Below are 18703 nucleotides of genomic sequence, written 5' to 3'. Positions count from 1 at the left end.
GCGCTGAAGTGAAGGAGTCAGGCAATGGTTTCTGTCGTTCGTATCGCACACACCGGCGCACCTGAGGTGATGACCATCGAGCAAGTGCCGGCGCGTGAGCCGGGGCCGGGTGAAGTCTGGCTGGAGCAGGAGGCGATTGGCGTCAACTTCCTCGATGTAAGTCAGCGCAAGGGTGTCGTACCGCTGCCATTGCCGTCGGGTCTTGGCCTTGAAGGGGCGGGCCGGGTTGCCGCCATCGGCGCGGGGGTGAGCAACGTCAAGGTGGGTGATCGGGTGGCCTACGCAACAGGGCCTATTGGCGCTTACGTCAGCGCGCGCCTGTTTCCGGCCGAGCGGCTGGTGCCGATTCCCGACGCGTTGACGGCTGAAGAGGCCGCCGCGGTATTGTTCAAAGGCATTACCGCGCAGTACCTGCTGAAGACGACTTATCCAGTCGGCCCCGGCACCACCCTGGTGCTGTATGGCGTAGCGGGCGGCCTCGGGCAGATCATGGCGACGTGGGCCAAACACCTGGGGGCTTTTGTCATCGGCATTGTGTCCCGGGCCGAGAGTGTCGAGACAGCCAAGGCGCTGGGTTGCGATGCGGTGCTGGTGTTCAACGCCCAGACACTGGCCGCGGACGTCGCGCAGATCACCCACGGCAAGAAAGCCGATGTGGTCTACGATCCCATCGGGCGGGTGTCGTTCGAAGCGTCGCTGGACTGCTTGCGGCCGCGTGGGTTGATGGTGTCTTTCGGGGCATCCTCCGGCGCGCCGGCAGCGGTCGAAGTGGCCACGCTCAATGCCAAGGGCTCGTTGTTCCTGACCCGTCCTTCACTCGCCGCGCACACCACGGATATCGCCGAATACCGGCAACGGGCCGAGGATGTACTGACCGCGGTCGAGGCGGGCATAATCAAGCCCGGCATCTGGGGCCGCTATGCATTGGCCGATGTGGCCAAGGCTCATGCCGATCTGGAAGGCGGCCAATCTCGCGGAGCGATCGTCCTCAAGCCCTGATCGTCTGTTACCTGAAAAAAGAGTGTTTTGTGAACCCACTGGACAGCCGCCATATCGATGAAATTGCAGCGCTTCTCGCGGTCGCCTCGGCGCATTCGTTCGTCGCCGCCGGACGGTTACTGCAACGCCATCCGACGGTGATTTCAAAGCGCCTGGCGGCCATGGAAAAGCGCTTGGGCGTGCGGCTGATGGAGCGTACGACGCGACAAGTGCGGTTGACCGATGCCGGCAACCGCCTCGTTGAACGTCTGCGCTCTGCCACTGGGTTGATCATCGAGGCCGAACAGGAAGCGTCACTCGGCGCGGCGCAGGTTCGTGGCGTTTTGCGCCTGGCTTTTCCTGCTGCGATGGGGCGCCTGTGGCTGGCGTCGATGTTGCCGGAATTTCTGGCGGCTCATCCGCTGGTCTCGGTCGAGGTGGATTACAGCGATCGCGTCGTCGACATTATTGGGGAAGGATTCGATGCGGCGATTCGTATCGGCGAATTGAACGACAACCGTTTGGTCGCGAAGAAACTCAGCGATCATCGCCGCATTCTCTGCGCTTCACCGAGTTACATAGAACAGCATGGTTTACCGGCCAGTCCGAAAGAACTGACCGAGCACAACTGCCTGGGCTTTACCGGCCTAGCGGCGTTTCCTGAATGGCGCTTGTCGAAGGGTGATCGGCAGGAGAGGGTCATCACCAAGGGAACCTTGACGTCGAACGACGGTGAAGCGTTGCTCGCTGCGGCCAAGGCCGGCGTTGGTATTTTGGGCGCTGGCGAGTGGTTGATGAGCCGGGACATCGCCAACGGCCAGATGGTGCGCGTTCTGCCCGAATGGGACCTGGATGCCCGGGGCGGGATTTATCTGGTGCGAGCATCCGCCGCGTTCACACCGGCGACGCTCATGGCCTTCAAGGGATGGCTGGAGGCCAGATTTGCGCAAGGGCCGCCTTGGCAAATGCCCGTCAGTTAAGCGCAATCCATGTGGGAGCGGCGGTGCGACGATTCGACTTGCTCGCGAAAGCGGTGTGTCAGGCGACATCAATGTTGACTGTGCCGCCGTCTTCGCGAGCAAGTCGAATCGTCGCACCGCCGCTCCCACAGGTATCGCATCTTAACTGACTGCCATTACTCCCTTACATCAAGGTATTTTGCGGCATCCCCAGCAGGCCGGTCAGGGTGTTGATAATCGCTTGTTGCCGCGCACGGTCTGTCTGGTGCACGGCTTCTGCGGCGGCGACATCGGCGTCACAGTGGGGGCAGGTCACCTCGTGCGCATGGATGTACTGCAAGCAACCGCGACACAGCGCCAGTTGCGGTGGAATACGTCCTTCGTCCGGCGATTTCTGGCCCTGGTTTGCCCAGGCCAGTTTGATCACCTGGCCGCTGTCGCTGACGCTGCTGACCTTCTCGCCGGTGTCGATGCGTTCGGTGATCAGGTCAAAACGTCCGACGGCAAAGGAGGTCTTTGCCGCGTCTTCGAGTTTGACGATGCGCTCGCGCAGCCCGCGTTTTTGCAGGTCCAGCGCGCGGTAATGGCAGTAGGGGTTGTTGCCGGGTTTGCCGAGCAGGGAGTGCGACGTCCAGGTGCAGCCGCCACGGCAGACATCGTTGTAGTAACAGCTTCGGCAGTAACCCCACAGGTCCTCGACGCCGCGCAGTCGGCCAAAGTGCATGCCTTCGCTGTAGTGCCAGATATCGTGCAGGCTCATGGTGCGTACGTTGCCACCCGAAAACCCCACCGTTGCCAATGACGGGCAACCCTTGACGGTGCCGTCGGCCTCCAGCGCCAGCACGGTCTGGCCGGCGGCGCAGCCGCTCCAGTGCACGCGGTCGTCGCCGAAGCCACGCCACATGTGTTCATAAGGACCGTAGTAACCAATGTTGTTGCCCACGTTCATCAGCAGGCCGCGATCGACGCCTTCGCGATACAGACGCGCCAGCAACGGCATCACTTCCAGCAGTTGCCAGGGCTGCAATAACAGCTCCGGGTGGTCTACGGCATTGCCCATGGCGACCGTCAGCTGGATCTGCCAGTGAGTGGCGCCGAGGCCGATGATCAGGTCCATCAACTCAGGCAAGTCGGGCAACGTGGCCGCGCCGATTTGGGTGTTGACGCTCACCGCAAGCCCGGACTGTTTGGCCCGTCGCAAGGTGTCTACCGCCTTGTCGAACGAGCCCGGAACATTGCGCACCGCGTCATGCAGCGGGGCCAATCCATCCAGTGAAACACCGACGCCATTGAGCCCGGCATCCACTGCTGCCTGCATTTTCGCCGGTGTCAGGTTGCGTCCACCGGTTTGTATGGCGCAGTACATGCCGTGATCGTGGATGGCCTGGATCAGTTGGGTCCAGTCCTTGCGCAAATAGGCTTCACCGCCAATCAGGGTGATTTCGCGAGTGCCGAGGGCGGCCAGGGAATCGATGACGTCCAGGCATTCCCGGGTGTTCAATTCGTCGGGACGTCGATGGCCGGCGCGGGAGCCGCAATGCAGGCATTTGAGATCGCAGGCCAGGGTGATCTCCCAGACCACATGCACCGGCACGTAGCGTTTGAGGTCGGTTTCACTGAGGTAGCGGGCAGGGCGACTGTCTGACATGGAAAATCCTTGCGCACTAGGCGTGCGCGGCACGAATCCATCGAAGTGTTCGCGCCTTCCTTGGGTCAGTGGCGCGACCGGATTTACCTTTTTGTTGATAGCGCTCAGGCTCTGGACGCGAACCCTGTGGGAGCGGGCTTGCTCGCGAAAGCGGTGTGTCAGGCGACATCAATATTGACTGTGCTGCCGCCTTCGCGAGCAAGTCGAATCGTCGCACCGCCGCTCCCACATGGATTGTGCTGCCTGACCGGCATTGCCGGGTGCGGGTTAGCGAGCCTCCAGCCGGGCGATTTCAACGTTTAACTGGTCCAGCGCGTTACGCAGCGCACCGCTGTGGGCCAGTTGCTGTTCACCCTGGCTGACCACGGCTTTCAGTTGCGCCAGGTCACCGCTGGTTTGCGCTTGCTGTACTGCGACGGCGTAGAGCGGCACCGCATGGTGCGGATGCTCTGGGCGCACAATAACGGGAGCCTGGCTGACAGCGGCGTGTTTCACGTAATGCCAATGGCCCTGTTCCTGGTACTTGTAGTCGGCATAACCGCTCGCCCAATCGCCGCCTAAAATGCCCTTCAAACCGAAGGTCTGGGCGATCTGGCTGAGAGGGCCGCTCGGGCTGCCAGCGAGGGTGAGGATGATGTGGTTCTCCGCCGTCGGCACCAGCTTGGCTTCGGAGTACTCACCCCATACACGTGCACGGAAGTTGAGCGGTGGGTAGGTGCTTTGGAAAATACTCGCAATCCCGCTGACTTTTTTCTTGGCGGTATCCACCAGCAGATCCAGGGTTAAAACCGGTGCGCCGAGCAGGTGATTGCTGACGTTTAGGCGGGTATGAAAAAGTCCGATTGACATGGTGCTACTCCCTTATTTGTATTCAAGACAAGTCGGGCATATTTCGTGGTCGAGTCAGCGGCGCTCCTGCCGGCTGATTTCTTCCTTGGCCGTTTCAAGCGCACTCTGCAGTTGGGGTTGCTGATCCAGTTGCTGCTGGGCCAGGCGCGACAGGTTTTTCATCTGGGCCAGGTCACCGCTGGCCATTGCACTTTGAATGGGTGCGGCGTACAGCGGCATGATTGGCGGATACGATGACTCCGGCGGAATCACCGGGCCGGGTTCCAACGGCAGCGGGGAAACGTGGGACGGCACGGCCTCAATGAGATGGGCGGGAGCATTGTTGACCTCGACCCACTGCTGACCATTCAAGTACGAATAGTTGGCGACGCCTTCTTTCCAGTCGGTGCCCACCACCAGTTGCAACTTGAAATTCACGATGGAGTTCGAGCCCAAGCCGCCGTGATTGCCTTGGGCGGTGATCAGGATTTTGCTGACGCCGGGTGACATGACGGTGAGGTAGGTGTATTCGCCCCATACATCGGAATGCACATCCAGCGGCGGGTTGGTCGCCTGAGTGATTGCAGCGGTGCCGTTTACAGTTTCATCAGGGGTAAAGACCAGAAGATTGAGTGCCAGACTTTGTGCACCCGGCATCGAAGTACCAATTCGGTAGCCGAGCGGGAACAAACCGACAGGTTGCTGATTAGAACCAGACATGGTTATTGCCTCCATTGCAATAAGGGGAGCGGAACAGCTGTTAGTGCTGTTCCAGGCGTGCGACTTCCTTGGCCAATTGCTCGTAAGCGTTACTTAGCTCTTTGTTTTCGGGTGTGGATGCATCGCGTTGTTTCAACAGCGTCTTCATTTGCGGCAGGTCGCCGGTCTTGATCGCGCTTTGGATGGCCACCCCATAGGGGGGCATGCTATGGCGAGTTGAACTGCTCATAACGATTCCTTTCGTGGTGTTTACGGGTACTGCTGTCATCAGCAGTTTGTGCAGTTAAGCAGGCGCGGATAAATATGCAATGGACAATGGAAGAGTAATTTTTAATATTATTTTATTAATCGCGATGGGTTAGGTGGCGATATGTTCAATATTAAGATTGGCGATGAAGGAAGACCGGTTCGGTTACTTTTTCATAAGCGTTAAGTTCCTTATCGCCATTGTTCGTATTTGATTAATCAAGCCAAGTAGCGCCGAAACCAGGCCAGTGTTCGGTCCCAGGCAAGCCTGGCGGCGGCATCATCGTATCGAGGTGTGGAGTCGTTATGGAAACCGTGGTTAACGCCTGGATAGATATAGGCTTCATACGTCTTGCCGGCCGCTTTCAACGCTTGCTCGTAGGCGGGCCATCCTTCATTGATGCGCGTATCCAGTTCGCCATAGTGGAGCAGCAGCGGAGCTTTGATTCTGGGGACATCTTCGGTCTTTGGCTGACGGCCATAAAAGGGCACGGCGGCCCCTAGCTCTGGATAGGCCACGGCCGCGGCATTGGCGACTCCACCGCCATAACAGAAGCCGGTGATGCCGACTTTTCCGCTGGTGGCGTCATGTTTCATCAGCCACTCGATGGCGGCGAAAAAGTCATTCATGAGTTTTTCCGGGTCGACGGTCTGCTGCAATTCCCGGCCTTTGTCATCGTTGCCGGGATAGCCGCCCACCGACGTCAGACCGTCTGGGGCGAGTGCGATGAACCCCGCTTTGGCGAGACGCCGGGCGACATCCTCGATGTACGGGTTGAGCCCACGGTTTTCATGCACGACCACCACCGCCGGCACCTTGCCAGTGGCTTTCGCAGGGCGCACCCAATAACCACGAACCTGCCCGTGACCCTTGGGCGAGGGGTAGGTGATGTACTCGGCGATGATGTCCGGGTCGGTAAATTGCACCTGTTCGGCCAGCGCATAATTCGGGCTCAGGGCGGCGAGGAGGGCCGAGGCCGTCAAGCCGCCCAGGGTGAACAGTGCTGCACGATCAAGAAACTCTCGACGGTTGATTTTGCCATGGGCGTAGTAGTCGTAGAGTTCGAGCAGTTCAGGGGCAAAGTCTTTCGCCGTGAGACGGTCCATCTGCGTGCTTCCTGTTGGTTGATTCGGATTGCGCCACTTCATAAAAAGCTGAGGGGCAGCGCCTAATGCCATTCAGTTAAGCATGCGAAACCTGTGGGAGCGGGCTTGCTCGCGAAAGCGGTGTGTCAGGCGACATTAATGTCGACTGACACGCCCTCTTCGCGAGCAAGCCCGCTCCCACATGGATTGCAGAACTGACTGGCATTAACGCTCAGCTTCCCGTCTGTTTATTCAACGCCTCTTCAGCCGCTGCGATTTCCGCCTGACGCTTGATGATCATCTCGCCCACGGGCGGGCCCTGGAAGCGTCGGGCTTCAAAGGCGAACCAGATGATTGCCGTCAGAATCAGGAAACCGAGGGTGATGTACAGCGCCCAATCGTTCGGTGGCTGGATGCCGATGACAAAGATCAGCACCATCGAAAGGATCGAGAGGATGGCGAACAACGAGTACAACCCGCGCCCCATGTTCCACGGTCCCATGGTCGGCCACTTCGCAGTCCCGTAGGTAAACAGGCCCAGCACGATGGGAATGATGAAAGAGAAGAACAGGAAGATCACCGTGCAGGAGACCACAATCGTGTAAACCGGCGTTTCGCCGATCGATACCAGGGACGATCCCCACACGAACAACACCGCGAGGGTGGCACCGGTCCAGATCGCCGCCACCGGGCTGCGATGGGTCGGTGAAACCGAGGCCAACGCTTTCGAGAAGGGCAGGCCGCCGTCACGGGAAAACGCGAAGATCATGCGTGAAACTGAGGTCACGGTCGCCAGCCCGCAGAGAACCTGCGAGATAAAAATGGCCACGTAAAGCGCCATTTTGATCGCCGGGTTCACCTGAGTGTCCATCGCCCAGAAGAACACATTCCAACCCTGCTTCGCCGCTTCGTCCATGCTCGGCAGCATCAGCACAAACGAGCAGAGCATCACCCAGCCAAACAGCAACGACCAGGCCACCGAGCTGACCATCCCCAGCGGCACCGACCAGGCTGCCTGGCGGGTTTCTTCGGAGGTATGCGCGGAGGCGTCATAGCCGGTGATGGTGTAGATCGGCAAGAGCAGGCCGAGCATGAAAATCCAGCCGTTCGAAACCTGTGGCCAGACGTTGCCGCCAGCCTCGCCGGAATAGTTGCCGAAGGTCATCAACCGGACGAACTCAAAGCTGGGTGCGGCGATCAGGCAGACGATGGTCAGCGCGATTGCGGTGGCGAAGATCAGGTAGCCCGAGAAGTCGGTGAGCCTTGCCGTCAGGCCGATGCCGAAGTGGTTACACAAGGCCTGGAGGCCGGTCAGGATCGCCAGGAAAGTGATCCGTGTGGTGATGGTGTCTTCCATTCCCAGGGCCGGTCCGAAGGCACCGAAAAAGAAGTAGTAAGTACCGACGTTGATCGCGCCGAGCACCGTGATCAGCCCCAGCAGATTGAACCAGGCCGTCAGCCAGCCGGTGAAGCGGTTACCGAGAATCGAGCCCCAGTGATAGAGGCCGCCGGCCGTTGGGTAGGCCGAGGAAATCTGTGCCATGGCCATGGCGAAAACCCCGGAGATCAGGCAGCCGAGTGGCCAGCCGATACCGATTGCCGCACCGCCCGCACCCGAGGTGCCCTGTGCGAGCGAGTTGATGCCACCCGAGAGGATGCAAATGATCGAAAAGGAAATGGCAAAGTTGGAGAAAACGCCCATGCGTCGCGAGAGTTGCTGGGCATAGCCCATGCTGTGCAACACCTTGAGGTCGTCATCTTGTGGCGCGGTGGCGCCGGGTTGGTTTACTGGACTCATCATGTGTGCCCTTGTCAGGTTTTGATCCACATCCATCCGCGTGGTGCGTGCCGAATGGGTTTGTCTTCAACCCCCTGTCGTACTGCTCCTGCCTCTAACGGTTGAAACCCATCCAGGTTCGTCGGCCATGCACAGACGATTGCTCTAGAGACGACCGTGGAAAGCCGCGTCGAAAATTTCTGCCGCGCCAGTTCGTGTCAATGGCAGCGGGTTGCCGCCGGCGCAGGGATCGACAATCGCCATGTCCGCGATCAGATCGGCCTGCTTGTCATCCACCCCCAGTTCAAACAGCGTATGGGGCACGCCGATGTCTTTGCGCAGCTTGAGGACGAAGGCCAGAAAGCTGTCGAAGCCCGGGGAGGGCAGGCGCAAATAAGCCGCCAGACGGGTGATGCGTTCTTCGATGGCCGGGCGATTGAACTTCAGCACGTAGGGCATGAAAGTGGCATTGGTCATGCCGTGGTGGGTGTCGTACAGGGCGCCCACCGGATGCGCGAGTGCGTGCATGCCACCCAACCCTTTCTGGAAAGCGGTGGCGCCCATTGCGGCAGCCGCCAGCATTTGCGCGCGAGCGTCGAGATCGGAGGGGGTGTGTACCGCTCGTACCAAGGCATTGGCCACCAGGCGCATGCCTTCTACCGCAATGCCTTCGGCCATCGGATGAAAGCCGGGAGCGCAGTACGATTCCAGGCAATGGGCAAACGCATCCATGCCGGTGCCAGCGGTGACTTTCGCCGGCATGCCGACGGTGAGGGCCGGGTCGCTGATGACTACGCGCGGCATCATTTTCGGGTGAAAAATGATGCGTTTGGTGTGCGTGCGCTCGTCGATGATCACCGCCGCACGGCCGACTTCGGAACCGGTCCCCGCGGTGGTCGGCACCGCAATGACCGGGGCAATGCTGCTTTCGTCGGCGCGTGTCCAGTAGTCGCCGATGTCTTCGAAATCCCAAACCGGTCGGGTCTGGCCGCTCATGAACGCGATGAGCTTGCCCATATCCAGGCCACTGCCACCGCCGAAGGCGACCACTCCATCATGTTTTCCTGCACGCCAGGCATCGAGCCCACCCGCCAGATTGGCTTCAATCGGATTGGGCTTGAGGTCGCAAAACAGCGCTACACCAAGGCCGGCAGCGCGCAAGGATTCCAGCGCCGCCGCGGTGATCGGGGCACGCGCCAGGCCGCTGTCGGTGACCAGCAGCGGTCGCTGGATCCCTTGGCTGCGGCAGACCTCGGCCAGTTCGGCGATGCGGCCGACGCCAAAGCGGATGCTCGTGGGGTAGTTCCAGTTTGCGGTCAGGCTCATGGCTCAGATCTCGTGGCGCAGATGGAAGGATTTCGCCCGGGTCAGGTGTTCATAGCCAAGGCGCGACAGCGTTACGCCGCGCCCGCTGTTTTTCACCCCGGTCCAGGCCAGGGCCGGGTCCAGATAATCGCAGCGGTTCATGAACACGGTGCCGGTGGCGATCTCGTCACCGATGCGTTCGGCGGCGGCGAGGTCTTGCGTCCAGATAGAAGCGCTGAGCCCGAACTCACTGTCGTTCATCAACGCGATGGCTTCGTCGTCGCTGGTCACCGGCATGATGCCGACCACCGGGCCAAAGCTTTCTTCGCGCATCACCGACATTTGGTGGGTGACGTCCACCAGTACCTGCGGCGCGAGGTAGGCGCTGCCCGGTGCATCGGCGGGAAAGTCCTTTGGATCGATCAACGCCCTGGCCCCTTGTGCCAGCGCATCGGCGATCTGCCCGCGAACGAATTCAGCGGCGCTCGGAGTGATCAGCGGGCCGAGGGTGGTGGCTTCGTCCAGTGGGTTGCCCAGCACGTATTGGCGGGTCAAGTTGACGAAGCGCTCGACAAAGGCCGGGTAGATTTTTTCATCGACATAGATACGTTCGACGGCGCAGCAACTCTGCCCGGAGTTGAAGAAGCTGCCGTCCACCAGGTTTTCCACCGCATGCTCAAGGTTGGCGTCTGCCCGGACGTAGGCGGGGTCTTTGCCGCCGAGCTCCAGGCCCACGCCGAGGAAACCTCCGACGGCCGCGTGTTCCATGGCCTCGCCGCCGCCGACAGAACCGGTGAAGTTCACCTGCTGCACCCGTCCAGAGGTAATGATCGCCGCGGCATAGACATGACTGAGCAGCAGGTTCTGGAACAATCCTTCGGGTAGATGGGCGCGGCGAAACGCTTCGGCGAAACGCTCGCCCACCAGCAGCGTTTGCGTGGCGTGTTTGAGGATCACGCTGTTGCCGGCCATCAGCGCCGGGATGATCGTATTCACCGCCGTCAGGTAGGGGTAATTCCACGGCGCGACGACCAGCACCGTCCCCAGCGGTTCACGTTTGATACAGCGCCGAAAACCGGCGACAGGCGCAGGTTCAATCGCTGCCAACGCTTCAGGCGCAATAGCGATCATGTGCCGCGCACGTTCTTCAAAACCGCGCAGCTCGCCGGCACCGAAGCGTACCGGGCGACCCATTTGCCAGGCCAGTTCCGGCACGATCTCGGCCTTCATCGCCAGCATCTCGTCCACGGCAGCGCTGCACAACGCGGCGCGTTCGCTCAGTGGTCGGCGTTTCCATTGCGCCTGGGCGGTTTCGGCGGCGATCAGGGCTTGCTCGATCTCCGCCGCATCGGCACGGCGGCGTTCGGCGTAAACCCGGCCATCGACCGGTGAGATGAGTTGAACGATCTCAGTCATGGTGTGTGCTCAATAGCGCTCGAAGCCGCGCTGCAGTTCCCAGTCGGTGATGCGCCGGTCGTACTCTTTCTGCTCCCACTCGGCGGTGTGCACGTAGTGGTCGATCACTTCATCACCGAACGCCTCGCGCAACATGCTCGACGCCTTGAGCGCGGCGCAGGCTTCGCGCAGGGTTTTCGACACTTCAGGCAAGTGCTCGTCGACGTAAGCATCACCCTCGAAGGGCGGTGTGAGGCTGAGCTTCTCGTCGATACCGGCCAGCCCGGCAGCGATCAAGGCAGCGAAGGCCAGATAGGGGTTGAGGTCGGCGCCACCGATACGGCATTCGATGCGGATGGCCTTGCTGCCTTCCGCGCACAAACGAAAGCCCGCGGTGCGATTGTCCCGACTCCAGACGGCCCGCGTCGGCGCGAAGGTGCCGGCCTGAAAGCGCTTGTACGAGTTGATGTAGGGCGCAAGAAAACAGGTGATGTCGTTGGCGTATTTGAGCTGCCCGGCCACCCACGAGCGCATCAGTTTCGACATGCCGAACTCGGCCTTGGGATCGAAGAAAAGTGATTTTTTGCCATTCTTGTCCCACAGCGAATTGTGGACATGGCTGCTGGAACCGGCGGCGTCATAGCGCCACTTGGCCATGAACGTGATCGCCTTGCCCTGCAGTTGCGCGATCTCTTTGCAGGCGTGTTTGATGATCACGTGATGGTCAGCCATGGTCAGGGCGTCGGCATAACGGATGTTGATCTCTTCCTGCCCCGGCCCCCATTCACCTTTGGAGTTTTCCACCGGAATGCCGGAGGCCTGCAGGTGTTTACGAATCGCCCGCAGTACCGGCTCCTCGCGGGTGGTCTGCAGGATGTTGTAATCCTCGATGTAATGGCCGGCCGTTTTCGGCTTGTGGTAGTTGCGCTCGTGGATCGCCTGGTAACTCTCGTCGAACAGATAGAACTCCAGCTCCGAGGCGAACATGCCGGTATAGCCGCGTTCGCGCAGGCGCTCGATCTGCTTTTTCAGGATCGCCCGCGGGCTGTGCGGCAGATCCCTTCTGTGGTGATGATCGAGCACGTCGCAGAGCACCAGCGCCGTGCATTCCAGCCAAGGCACGCGACGCAAGGTGGCCATGTCGGGTTTCAGGACAAAGTCGCCATAGCCTTTGCTCCAACTGGCCGCGGCATAACCCGGCACCGGTTCCATGTCGATGTCGTCGGCCAGAAGGTAATTGCAGCAGTGGGTTTCTTCATGACCGCTGTCGATGAAAAACTCGACCTGGAATCGCTTGCCGACCAGTCGTCCTTGCATGTCGACCATGCAGACCAACACGGTATCGATTTCGCCTGCGGCAGCGGCGCGCTTGAGTGCATCAAAGCTGAGGAGGGGCTCGGTCATCACGTCAATCCTGCGTGAAAAGTTTGGGCCTGTCTGAAATAGCTGTTGCAGACGCTCTCCAGAACAAACCAAAACCTGCAGAATCGAGCATCGTGAGCAATGAGCTGCTGAAAGCTTAGCCTACTGTTGCTATGCGCAAGTTTCGGCCTGAAATGAGCGGCGATTATCTGGTCTGAACCATGGCCCGGGTTGCGACTCCGAGCCATGGCTAACAGCAGTCGCCTCGGTTAATTACCGCCCACCACCCTATGGCTGAACGGCGCCACATACGCTTGCAGCGTTACCAGCTCGCCAGCTTCTGACGCTGCTTTCCAGGCGTTGAATACTATTCAGGCTTCGAGGCCGCTCCCGAGGCGTGCGCTCCTTTCGACCATTGCCACGATGGTTGCGAAAAGTTCGCCCTGTGCCTGCACTGGCGTGATCTCTCCGGTTGCGGCGGCATGGGACAGCGCCTCAGCTGCACCGAGCATCGCCCGAAGACTCGCTGGCGCGATTTCACCCGTTCCGGCGAAGGGGAGGAGGGCGTTGCGGCACTTGTCCATGAAGATCGCTTCGTACTCGCGCTTGATCTTTTCCAGCTCGGGCGAGCTGGTCAACGCGGCGATCACGCCGGGTATCTCGCGGCCCTGAAGAAGGACGCAATCAACATAAGACGAGGCGATGACCATTGCCTTGCTACCCAGCGTCGGTTCACTGGTTTGAAGCGCGGCGTCCATGAGTGCGGTCTGACGCGCGTCGAACTCCTGATAAAGCGCCGCCAGCAACCCGGGGCGGGTGGTGAAATGGTCGTAAACCACCGGTTTGGTAACCCCCGCCTGTTCGGCGAGCCGGCCCAGGGTCAACGCCTCCGTGCCTTCCTCTCGAACCAGCTGCCAGGCGACATCCAGCAACTGGCGCTGGCGGTCTTCCCGCGACATCCGGCGACGCGGTTGCGGGCTGGAATCCTGCTCAGGTGTTTCAGTGCTTGACATGTTTATATACCAAAAGTAGCTTACTGATCGTAACTTACCAAGAGTATATAAGGCTCGCTTCTAGCCCTCAATCCCTCATTCCGTAGCAGGAGGTTTCGACATGCACGCACTCATCGTTGTGGCTCACCATGATCCTCAGTCGCTCACCCATAGCCTCGCGAGGCAAATCGCCGAAGGTGTGTCCGCGGCTGATTCCGACAACTCTTTTGAAATCGCGGACCTTTGGGCGCAAGGGTTCGATCCGAGGTTCGGCGCGGCCGATCTCGCCGTCCATCACCGGGAAGCCCCACCCCCTGCCGATGTTGCCGCCGAGCAGGCGAGAATCGATCGCGCCGATGCGCTGGTGTTGGTGTATCCGGTTTATTGGTGGTCGATGCCGGCGCTGCTAAAAGGCTGGATCGATCGTGTGTTCGCCAATGGCTGGGCGTTCGATTTCAGTGCGGATGCCAAGTTGGAGAAGAAGCTTCGCCATCTGCGCGTTCACCTTGTGGGTGTGGGTGGCGCTGACGCGGGAACCTATGCGCGCCATGGTTATGCTGACGCCATGAAGACGCAGATCGACCATGGGATCTTCGATTATTGCGGTGCCAGCGTTGTGACTTCCGAGCTGCTGCTCGACTCGGAAATCCAGGCGCCGACGGTTCATCTGGAGGCTGCGCGGGTGATCGGTCGTGAACTTTTCGGTGCATCCAGATGCAGCGACGCGGCTGAGGATGTTCACCATTGTCGACCGGTCAGCGCCGATGCTTTTTGAAAGACAAAAAAAGAGCCTCGAAGCTCTTTGATGGGGAGGAAGTAGAGCCGGAGGCTCAAGATGCGCATGAAACAAGTGGTGAGCTTATTGGGGTTCAGTTCACTCACCACCTACGCAACGGCCTACACCTCCAACCGCTACGTATCAACATCGTAAGAAGCCGGGGGCTGGCACTCAAGTACCATTAGTCTAATCCCCCCGGCCAGCCTGCCTGGTGTTGGATCAACATCAAAAGATCGCAGCCTTCGGCAGCTCCTACAAAATTTGTGTTCGCCCGATATTTCACGGGTGTACGCGAGTCCGTAGGAGCTGCCGAAGGCTGCGATCTTTTGATCTTTTGATCTACCCCTGTCTGAACACCAACGCCTTCAACCCGCATTCAACATCGGCATCCGGAAACTCCGGCGGATTCTCCAACCGCTGCTCAAACCGCAGGCTCGGCGCTTCGCGGGTGACGCCGTCGATGAGAAAGTCCGCACCGAAAGCCGGATCGTTCATGCAGGCCAGCACCGTGCCCTGAGGGCTGAGCAACTCGGGCAGGCGGCGCAGCACGCGCTGATAATCCTTGGTCAACAGAAAGCTGCCTTTCTGAAAGGACGGCGGGTCGATGATCACCAGATCATAAGGGCCGCTATTGATGACTTTGCCCCAGGATTTGAACAGGTCATGGCCGAGAAAACTCACCTTGCTCAGGTCATGCCCGTTGAGCCGATGATTGTCGCGGCCACGGCTCAGGGCTGCGCGGGACATGTCCAGATTGACCACATGCGCAGCGCCTCCCGCGATGGCGGCCACGGAAAACCCACAGGTATAGGCGAACAGGTTCAATACCCGTTTGCCATCCGAGTTGGCCCGCACCCAATCGCGGCCATAGCGCATGTCGAGAAACAGACCGGTGTTCTGTTTGCGACCCAGGTCCACTCGATAATGCAGGCCGCCCTCGGTGATCGTCATCTCGTCGATCGGCTCCCCGAGCAGCCATTCGGTGGTGCTTTCCTGCAGGTATCGATGTTGCAGCAGCAAGGTATGCGCGCCGGATGTCGTCCCTGCAGGCGACTGCGTGATCGCCATCAGCCGCTGCTTCAAATCGTCCAGTTGCGACGCTTCCGGCTCCTTGAACACGCAGACCAGCACCACGCCCTGCAGCCAGTCGACAGTCAATTGCTCCAGCCCCGGCCAGCAGCGGCCACGGCCGTGGAACAGCCGACGGGTTTCTGCGGGCGCAGCCGCAAGCGCAGTCAGCAAATGGTCGTGGAGGACGGAGAGGGCATCTGGGTTCATCGGGCAAAGTCGGCCATGTAAAGGGGGCGGCATTTTAACCACAATTTGCGCTGACAAACGCCCGTGTTTGTCGGCCTGGACGGAGAATGTCCAAGTCGGGTGTATCAAAAATGAATTTCCACGAAGTCCGCTGCTCATACCTGTAGGTAGCGGATTTGAGCCCGCGCAAATCATTTACGTAATCAGGGAGTGGCACAGTCATGGGTCCAGTATCAGCGGCGGGCGCGCACTTGTCTGACGGTTTGATTCTTGTGGTTGAGGATGACCCGTTGATCCTGGAGTTTCTTTGCGAAATTCTTCAGGAGGAAGGCTTTGCGGTTGAACCACAGGTCAGCGCGGACGCCGCGTCGCAGTTTCTGGAGCAGCATGCGCCGGAAGTAGGACTATTGCTGACGGACATCACCATGCCGGGCAAGCTCAATGGCGCAGACCTGGCGAATCAGTTCGGCGACCGTTGGCCGGACAAACCGATCATGATCATGTCTGGCTTCGAAACCCCGAAAAGTTCTGGGGTCAAGCACCCGGTTACGTTCATCAAGAAACCTTGGGCGGTGGGCCAATTGCTCGATTGTGTGCAAAACGCCTTGCAGTCGAATCGAACCCTGTAGGAGCTGTCGCGGGTGATGTACATTGCTTGAAAATACTCGCCTGGTTCTTGCGAAAGGAAGTCCGCCCTTTGTCCGTTCAAGCATCCGTGTTCAACACGTCATACCGCGCCTTCCTGTTCGATATGGACGGAACCGTCCTCAACTCCATCGCTGCCGCCGAGCGGATCTGGACCACCTGGGCCCTACGTCACGGGATCGATGTCGATATCTTCCTGCCGACCATCCACGGCGTTCGCGCCATCGACACCATCACCCGTTTAGCCTTGCCCGGGGTAGACGCTGAAGCTGAGGCAGCGTGGATCACCGAGGCGGAAGTCGAGGATGTGGAAGGAATTGTCGAGGTGACCGGCGCGGCGAGTTTCCTCAAGTCGCTGCCCGCCAACCAATGGGCGATCGTCACCTCCGCGCCACGGGTGCTGGCCCTGCGCCGAATGGCGGCGGCAGGCATTCCCGAACCTGGGGTGATGGTCACCGCCGAAGACGTCAGCGCCGGCAAACCCGACCCAGCGGGGTATCGTCTGGCTGCCAGTCGGTTAGGGGTCGAACCCACCGATTGCCTGATTTTCGAAGATGCCGCCGTGGGGATTCGCGCAGGTGAAGCGGCGGGTGCCCACGTCATGGTCATCACCGCGACCCATGTTCATCCGCTCCAGACTCCGCACGCCACTTTGGCCAGTTATGACTCGGTCGAGGCACGAGTGGATCTCCACAGCCAAATCAGCCTGTACACACTTTAATGTGGGGGCGGGCTTGCTCGCGAAGGCGGTTCATCATTCAACATTGATGTCGACTGATACACCGCCTTCGCGAGCAAGCCCGCTCCCACAGTAGATTGTGGTGGGTTCAGTAAATCCCCGGAATCAAGCGCCAGCTACCGGCGCAGTAAGCCTCGAATTCACTGCCAAACTGCGCGCGTAACAGCGCTTCTTCGGAGCGAATGCGGGCAATCAGCGGGATCAACGTCAGCACTACCAGTAGCAATCCGACCCCGGAACGAAAGGCCAGCGCCCAGCCCACGCCATTGATCAGCAGCCCCAGATAGCTAGGGTTGCGCAGTTTCCGATATATCCCGTCGGTGACCAGACGGTGCCCCGGCTGAATCGCCACCAGTCCGCTGAAGCGTTTGCCCAGTATAAACACCGGCCACATCCGCAGTGCGCCGCCGCCGATGAACAGCAGCGCTCCCAGCCATCGCACGCCCTCGCCACCGAAGGTCCAGAAGTCGATCCGGTCGGTGTAGGCTGGCAGATACCCACTCAACAACCCGAGCACCCCGAAAACTGGCAGCACCCAGCGATTGGCCCGGTCTTCGCGCTCGCCGGAACTCAGGTTGCCTTCGCTAAACAAAGACACAATCGCCATCACCAAGGTTGCCAGTGCAATGACCACCAGCGGCGGGTGTGAGAAAAAGACCGCCAGCCCGCCCAGCCCGAACACCGCGAGCGCGAGGTAGGCAAGGGTACTAACGAGGGTAAAAAACGCGAGTTTGGCCGAGATTTTCATGACTGACATCGCAAGGGACATAAAACCAGTGTAGATACCGTACGCCGTTCCCGGTGTAGGAGCTGGCTTGCCAGCGAAGGCGGCCTCACGGCATGCAACGGCCCATGAAAACGCCTTCGCCGGCAAGCCGGCTTCCTACACGGGGCATCGTGTTATGGCCAGAACGGTAGCCGGAGGGTGGGTGAACTAAGCTTGGATAAGGATAAGTCTATCCGTTCATTTTTGGCTCATTGAAAGATCTCAGTGAGCCGGTGCTGCCACAAGGAGCACACGATGCTTCACATCAGAACGCCCCTGATTTTGCACCCGGGTCTGTCGACCCCGGCCCGGCGAATCTGGCTCAAGTTGGAAAACCTGCAACCCAGCGGCTCGTTCAAACTGCGCGGCATGGGTCTGCTGTGCAGCCAGGCAGCGGAGCAGGGCAAGCGCAAAGTGGTTTGTCCTTCCGGTGGTAACGCCGGGTTGGCCACCGCTGTGGCTGCCGCCAGCCTTGGGCTGAAAGCCTGCATCGTGGTGCCGAACACCACCCCGGAAACCACCCGCGCCAGGATCAGGAAAACCGGTGCCGAGGTGATCGTCCATGGCAAAGTCTGGGACGAAGCCAATCAACGGGCGAAAGAGCTCGCAAAGGGCGCGGACACCGAATACGTCCCAGCCTTCGATCATCCGGTGTTGTGGGAAGGGCACAGCACGATGGTCGATGAAATTATCGAGGACTGTCCTCAGGTCGATGTATTGGTGACGTCGGTGGGCGGCGGCGGTTTGCTGGCGGGCCTGCTCACTGGACTGATCCGTCATCAGCGCATGGATTGTCGGATCGTTGCTTGCGAAACCCGGGGCGCGGCGTCTTTCGCGGCCGCCGTCAGTGCCGGCCACCCGGTCAGGTTGCCGCGCATCGATACCGTCGCCACATCACTTGGCGCGGCACAAGTGGCGGCCTGGCCGGTGCAGCATATCCTCGACTTTGCGCACGAATGCGTGGTGCTCAGCGATGATGAGGCGATCATGGGCGTGGTTCGTTACGCCAACGACCTGCGTCAATTGGTCGAACCGGCGTGCGGGGTTTCATTGGCGGTGGCGTACCTGGACCATCCGGCGATTGCCAAGGCCCACGATGTGGTCATTGTGGTGTGCGGCGGCGTCAGCATCAGCGCACAGTTGGTAGCCGGCTGGGCGTGCCTGTCCGTCGGGGCACAAGCAACATAGGGCCCGAACACAATCCCGGTGTTGCGAGCCCCAC

General features: G+C 60.1%; 18 protein-coding genes. 6 read left to right on the top strand and 12 right to left on the bottom strand.

Annotation, left to right across the window (positions count from 1 at the left end):
- The first annotated feature begins 24 nt into the window (after positions 1–24).
- Both IC37_RS02865 and IC37_RS02860 read left to right on the top strand, forming a co-directional pair.
- A complete protein-coding gene (locus IC37_RS02865; RefSeq protein ID WP_030129882.1) occupies positions 25–999 on the top strand; it encodes a quinone oxidoreductase in 975 nt (324 codons plus the stop codon).
- A gap of 29 nt (positions 1000–1028) precedes the next feature.
- Complete coding sequence (locus IC37_RS02860; RefSeq protein ID WP_030129881.1) at positions 1029–1958, top strand: LysR family transcriptional regulator; 930 nt, start codon at positions 1029–1031, stop codon at positions 1956–1958.
- A 163-nt stretch (positions 1959–2121) separates the two neighbouring features.
- Here IC37_RS02860 and IC37_RS02850 read toward each other — a convergent pair whose 3' ends face one another.
- The 10 genes from IC37_RS02850 to IC37_RS02800 all read right to left on the bottom strand — a co-directional run bounded on the left by IC37_RS02850 (position 2122) and on the right by IC37_RS02800 (position 13317).
- Entirely contained in the window at positions 2122–3585 is a 1464-nt protein-coding gene (locus IC37_RS02850) for a GDL motif peptide-associated radical SAM/SPASM maturase (protein ID WP_030130566.1), read from the bottom strand.
- Between the two features lie 267 nt (positions 3586–3852).
- Positions 3853–4434 (bottom strand): DUF1842 domain-containing protein, encoded by a 582-nt coding sequence (locus tag IC37_RS02840; RefSeq protein WP_030130567.1) that lies wholly within the window; start codon positions 4432–4434, stop codon positions 3853–3855.
- 54 nt (positions 4435–4488) lie between these two features.
- The gene (locus IC37_RS02835; RefSeq protein ID WP_030130568.1) at positions 4489–5133 is read right to left on the bottom strand and encodes a DUF1842 domain-containing protein; all 645 of its coding nucleotides are present in this window, start codon (positions 5131–5133) and stop codon (positions 4489–4491) included.
- A gap of 40 nt (positions 5134–5173) precedes the next feature.
- Positions 5174–5362, bottom strand: coding sequence for a DUF1843 domain-containing protein (locus IC37_RS02830; RefSeq protein WP_030130569.1), 189 nt, complete (start codon positions 5360–5362; stop codon positions 5174–5176).
- Between the two features lie 236 nt (positions 5363–5598).
- The gene (gene yghX / locus IC37_RS02825) at positions 5599–6486 is read right to left on the bottom strand and encodes a YghX family hydrolase (RefSeq protein WP_030130570.1); all 888 of its coding nucleotides are present in this window, start codon (positions 6484–6486) and stop codon (positions 5599–5601) included.
- 211 nt (positions 6487–6697) lie between these two features.
- Complete coding sequence (locus IC37_RS02820) at positions 6698–8263, bottom strand: amino acid permease (RefSeq protein WP_030130571.1); 1566 nt, start codon at positions 8261–8263, stop codon at positions 6698–6700.
- A 144-nt stretch (positions 8264–8407) separates the two neighbouring features.
- Entirely contained in the window at positions 8408–9568 is a 1161-nt protein-coding gene (locus tag IC37_RS02815; protein ID WP_030130572.1) for an iron-containing alcohol dehydrogenase, read from the bottom strand.
- 3 nt (positions 9569–9571) lie between these two features.
- Complete coding sequence (locus IC37_RS02810) at positions 9572–10963, bottom strand: aldehyde dehydrogenase family protein (RefSeq protein ID WP_030130573.1); 1392 nt, start codon at positions 10961–10963, stop codon at positions 9572–9574.
- Between the two features lie 9 nt (positions 10964–10972).
- Positions 10973–12346 (bottom strand): glutamine synthetase family protein, encoded by a 1374-nt coding sequence (locus tag IC37_RS02805; protein WP_030130574.1) that lies wholly within the window; start codon positions 12344–12346, stop codon positions 10973–10975.
- 329 nt (positions 12347–12675) lie between these two features.
- A complete protein-coding gene (locus IC37_RS02800; protein ID WP_030130575.1) occupies positions 12676–13317 on the bottom strand; it encodes a TetR/AcrR family transcriptional regulator in 642 nt (213 codons plus the stop codon).
- Positions 13318–13417: 100 nt separating this feature from the next.
- Here IC37_RS02800 and IC37_RS02795 point away from each other — a divergent pair, with 100 nt between their 5' ends.
- Positions 13418–14071: an NAD(P)H-dependent oxidoreductase gene (locus tag IC37_RS02795; protein ID WP_030130576.1), complete on the top strand. Its 654-nt coding sequence runs from the start codon at positions 13418–13420 to the stop codon at positions 14069–14071.
- Between the two features lie 342 nt (positions 14072–14413).
- Here IC37_RS02795 and IC37_RS02790 read toward each other — a convergent pair whose 3' ends face one another.
- Positions 14414–15352 (bottom strand): class I SAM-dependent methyltransferase, encoded by a 939-nt coding sequence (locus tag IC37_RS02790; RefSeq protein WP_030130577.1) that lies wholly within the window; start codon positions 15350–15352, stop codon positions 14414–14416.
- Positions 15353–15552: 200 nt separating this feature from the next.
- Between IC37_RS02790 and IC37_RS02785 the strand changes: the two genes are divergently transcribed.
- Positions 15553–15960: a response regulator gene (locus IC37_RS02785; protein WP_030130578.1), complete on the top strand. Its 408-nt coding sequence runs from the start codon at positions 15553–15555 to the stop codon at positions 15958–15960.
- A gap of 68 nt (positions 15961–16028) precedes the next feature.
- Positions 16029–16697, top strand: coding sequence for an HAD family hydrolase (locus IC37_RS02780; RefSeq protein ID WP_030130579.1), 669 nt, complete (start codon positions 16029–16031; stop codon positions 16695–16697).
- Between the two features lie 106 nt (positions 16698–16803).
- Here the strand turns inward: IC37_RS02780 and IC37_RS02775 are convergent, their stop codons facing one another.
- Positions 16804–17463, bottom strand: a complete 660-nt coding sequence (locus IC37_RS02775) for an isoprenylcysteine carboxylmethyltransferase family protein (RefSeq protein WP_030130580.1) — start codon at positions 17461–17463, stop codon at positions 16804–16806.
- A gap of 273 nt (positions 17464–17736) precedes the next feature.
- On the opposite strand from IC37_RS02775, the gene IC37_RS02770 reads away from it, so the two are divergent.
- Positions 17737–18669, top strand: a complete 933-nt coding sequence (locus IC37_RS02770) for a pyridoxal-phosphate dependent enzyme (RefSeq protein WP_030130581.1) — start codon at positions 17737–17739, stop codon at positions 18667–18669.
- Positions 18670–18703 lie beyond the last annotated feature (34 nt).

The organism is Pseudomonas sp. QTF5 (assembly GCF_000512695.2).
GTDB lineage: Bacteria > Pseudomonadota > Gammaproteobacteria > Pseudomonadales > Pseudomonadaceae > Aquipseudomonas.
The sequence above is the reverse complement of the archived record's forward strand: the minus strand, read 5'-3'. Positions and strand labels throughout refer to the sequence as shown.

Excerpts from the sequence above, each read along its gene's own strand:
- IC37_RS02820 (WP_030130571.1), bottom strand. The coding sequence starts at position 8,263 with ATGAGTCCAGTAAACCAACCCGGCGCCACCGCGCCACAAGATGACGAC.
- IC37_RS02850 (WP_030130566.1), bottom strand. The coding sequence starts at position 3,585 with ATGTCAGACAGTCGCCCTGCCCGCTACCTCAGTGAAACCGACCTCAAA.
- yghX (WP_030130570.1), bottom strand. The coding sequence starts at position 6,486 with ATGGACCGTCTCACGGCGAAAGACTTTGCCCCTGAACTGCTCGAACTC.
- IC37_RS02830 (WP_030130569.1), bottom strand. The coding sequence starts at position 5,362 with ATGAGCAGTTCAACTCGCCATAGCATGCCCCCCTATGGGGTGGCCATC.
- IC37_RS02790 (WP_030130577.1), bottom strand. The coding sequence starts at position 15,352 with ATGAACCCAGATGCCCTCTCCGTCCTCCACGACCATTTGCTGACTGCG.
- IC37_RS02785 (WP_030130578.1), top strand. The coding sequence starts at position 15,553 with ATGGGTCCAGTATCAGCGGCGGGCGCGCACTTGTCTGACGGTTTGATT.
- IC37_RS02840 (WP_030130567.1), bottom strand. The coding sequence starts at position 4,434 with ATGTCAATCGGACTTTTTCATACCCGCCTAAACGTCAGCAATCACCTG.
- IC37_RS02800 (WP_030130575.1), bottom strand. The coding sequence starts at position 13,317 with ATGTCAAGCACTGAAACACCTGAGCAGGATTCCAGCCCGCAACCGCGT.
- IC37_RS02835 (WP_030130568.1), bottom strand. The coding sequence starts at position 5,133 with ATGTCTGGTTCTAATCAGCAACCTGTCGGTTTGTTCCCGCTCGGCTAC.
- IC37_RS02815 (WP_030130572.1), bottom strand. The coding sequence starts at position 9,568 with ATGAGCCTGACCGCAAACTGGAACTACCCCACGAGCATCCGCTTTGGC.
- IC37_RS02810 (WP_030130573.1), bottom strand. The coding sequence starts at position 10,963 with ATGACTGAGATCGTTCAACTCATCTCACCGGTCGATGGCCGGGTTTAC.
- IC37_RS02865 (WP_030129882.1), top strand. The coding sequence starts at position 25 with ATGGTTTCTGTCGTTCGTATCGCACACACCGGCGCACCTGAGGTGATG.
- IC37_RS02805 (WP_030130574.1), bottom strand. The coding sequence starts at position 12,346 with ATGACCGAGCCCCTCCTCAGCTTTGATGCACTCAAGCGCGCCGCTGCC.
- IC37_RS02775 (WP_030130580.1), bottom strand. The coding sequence starts at position 17,463 with ATGAAAATCTCGGCCAAACTCGCGTTTTTTACCCTCGTTAGTACCCTT.
- IC37_RS02795 (WP_030130576.1), top strand. The coding sequence starts at position 13,418 with ATGCACGCACTCATCGTTGTGGCTCACCATGATCCTCAGTCGCTCACC.
- IC37_RS02770 (WP_030130581.1), top strand. The coding sequence starts at position 17,737 with ATGCTTCACATCAGAACGCCCCTGATTTTGCACCCGGGTCTGTCGACC.